This window comes from Streptomyces sp. CAI-85 (assembly GCF_013363615.1).
GTDB lineage: Bacteria > Actinomycetota > Actinomycetes > Streptomycetales > Streptomycetaceae > Streptomyces > Streptomyces antibioticus_B.
This window is the reverse complement of the sequence record NZ_JAANNX010000154.1, coordinates 1-2,528: the sequence shown is the minus strand read 5'-3', so window position 1 is coordinate 2,528 and position 2,528 is coordinate 1. Positions and strand designations below refer to the sequence as shown.

The following is a 2,528-nucleotide window of genomic DNA, read 5'->3' as shown; positions in this document are numbered from 1 at the left end:
CACTCACACCGAAGGAGGAGATGCCCGCCCGGCGCGGTCCTCCCGTCTCCGGCCAGGCGCGCTGCTCCGTGAGGACGCGGACGGCGCCGGTGTTCCAGTCGACCTGGGGGGTGGGTTCGTCGACGTAGAGGGACTGCGGCAGGGCACCGTGCCGCATCGCCTCGACCATCTTGATGACGCCGGCGACACCGGCGGCGGCGGCGGTGTGGCCGATGTTCGCCTTGAGGGAGCCGATCCACAGCGGGCGGTCGGCCGGACGGCCCTGGCCGTACGTGGCGAGGAGGGCCTGGGCCTCGATCGGGTCGCCGAGGGTCGTGCCCGTGCCGTGGGCCTCCACGGCGTCCACCTGTGCGGTGGTGAGCCCGGCGTTGGCGAGGGCGGCGCGGATGACGCGCTGCTGAGAGGGGCCGTTGGGGGCGGTGAGGCCGTTGCTGGCCCCGTCCTGGTTGACGGCCGAGCCGCGTACGACCGCCAGCACCTGGTGGCCGTTGCGACGCGCGTCCGACAGCCGCTCCAGCACCAGCATGCCGACACCCTCACCCCACGCCGTACCGTCGGCGGCGTCGGAGAACGCCTTGCAGCGGCCGTCCGGCGACAGGGCGCCCTGGCGGCTGAACTCCACGAACGTCTCGGGGGTGGCCATCACGGTGACGCCGCCGGCGAGGGCGAGGGAGCACTCGTCGTTGCGCAGTGCCTGAACCGCCAGGTGCAGGGTCACCAGCGAGGACGAGCAGGCCGTGTCGACGGTCACCGCCGGGCCCTCGAGGCCGAAGGTGTACGACAGGCGCCCGGAGACCACGCTGGCCGCGATGCCCGTGGCGAGGTAGCCCTCGGACTGCTTGGGGGCCCGGCGCAGCAGGGCGGCGTAGTCCTGGCCGTTGGTGCCGGCGAAGACTCCGGTACGGCTGCCCTTCAGCGACGTCGGGTCGATGCCGGCCCGCTCGATGGCCTCCCAGGAGGTCTCCAGCAGCAGCCGCTGCTGCGGGTCGAGCGCCGTCGCCTCGCGCGGGGAGATCCCGAAGAAGGCGGGGTCGAAGTCGCCGACGTCGGTGAGGAATCCGCCTTCGCGGACGTACGACGTTCCCGGCCGCGACAGCTCCGGGTCGTACAGGCCCTCGGTGTCCCAGCCGCGGTCCGTCGGGAACTCGGAGAAGGCGTCCTCGCCCGAGGCGAGCAACTGCCACAGCCGTTCGGGGGAGTCGACCCCGCCGGGGAAGCGGCAGCTCATCCCCACGATCGCGATGGGCTCACGCTCTCCCGACTCCACTTCCTGGAGGCGTTGCCGTGCTTCGTGAAGTTCGCCGGTCACTCGCTTCAGGAAGTAACGGAGCTTGTCCTCGCTGGTGTTGGTCACGCCGTACTACTCCAAGTTCGGGAAGTCGTCACGCGGTGCGCGGAGAAAGGAGCCAAGGGGATGGGGGCCGGGGGTCAGGAGATGCCGAGTTCGTTGCTGATGAAGTCGAAGACGTCGTCGTCGGAGGCCGAGGCGAGCTTGTCGGCCGCCCGGCCCGGTTCGGACTCGGATTCCTCGGCGGGACTGCACAGCTGGAGCAGTGCCTTCAGCCGCAGGGAGATCTCGTTCCGGGCGTCGTCCTCGGCCTCTCCGACGAGTGCGGAGATGTCCGATGCGAGCCGGTCGAGTTCCCCGACCACGCTGTCGAAGCGCCGGGCCCCTTCGGGCAGCTCCGCCCGCAGGCGGTCGGCGAGGAGCTGGGGAGTGGGGTGGTCGAAGACGATGGTCGCTGGCAGCCGCAGTCCGGTCGCGCCGGTGAGGCGCTTGCGGAGTTCGACGGCGGTGAGCGAGTCGAAGCCGAGGTCCTTGAACGCCCGGTCCGCTGTGATCGCCTCGTCGGTGCTGTGCCCGAGCACGGCCGCGACGTGTGTGCGCACGAGGTCCAGCAGCCGCAGGTCCTTCTCCGCAGGGGAGAGCGCGCCCAGTTCGGTGCGCAGGGCCTCGGCAGGGTCTGCGACCGTGCCGGCGCCGTCGTCGTCGGTGGTCTCCAGCGCGCGGCGCGCCTCCGGGATCTCCGCGACGAGCGGAGCGGAGCGGGCGGTCGCGAGCCGCGGTGCGAAACGTTCCCAGTCGACGTCCGCGACGACGACCTGCTCCTCGCCCCGGCCCAGCACCGACTCCAGCACCTTCAGCGCATCGCCCGGCTCCATCGGCGCGACCCCGCCGCGGTGTGCCCACGACTCCCTGGCCTCGCCCGCGGCCAGTCCGTCACCGGCCCAGCGTCCCCAGGCCACCGACGTGGCGGACAGCCCCTGCGCCCGACGCAAGGCCGCCAGCCCGTCCAGGCAGGCGTTCGCCGCCGCGTAGTTCGCCTGACCCGCACCGCCCACCGTCCCCGCCAGCGACGAGAACAGCACGAACGCCTCCAGGCCCAGATCTCGGGTCAGCTCGTGCAGATGCCAGGCGGCCTCCACCTTCGCACCCATCACACCAGCCAGCCGCTGCGGCGACAGCGTCTCCATCACACCGTCGTCCAGCACACCGGCGGTGTGCACCACACCCGTCAGCGCCGGGA

2 protein-coding genes are annotated in these 2,528 nt (G+C 72.1%); both read right to left on the bottom strand.

Annotated elements, in window-relative coordinates; all coding sequences use genetic code 11:
- A partial coding sequence (locus G6W55_RS37275; RefSeq protein ID WP_175525023.1) for a beta-ketoacyl synthase N-terminal-like domain-containing protein occupies window positions 1–1,354 on the bottom strand: 1,354 nt, incomplete at its 3' end.
- Between the two features lie 74 nt (window positions 1,355–1,428).
- Window positions 1,429–2,528 (bottom strand): beta-ketoacyl reductase (locus G6W55_RS37270; protein ID WP_175525022.1); only part of this gene is annotated, 1,100 nt, incomplete at its 5' end.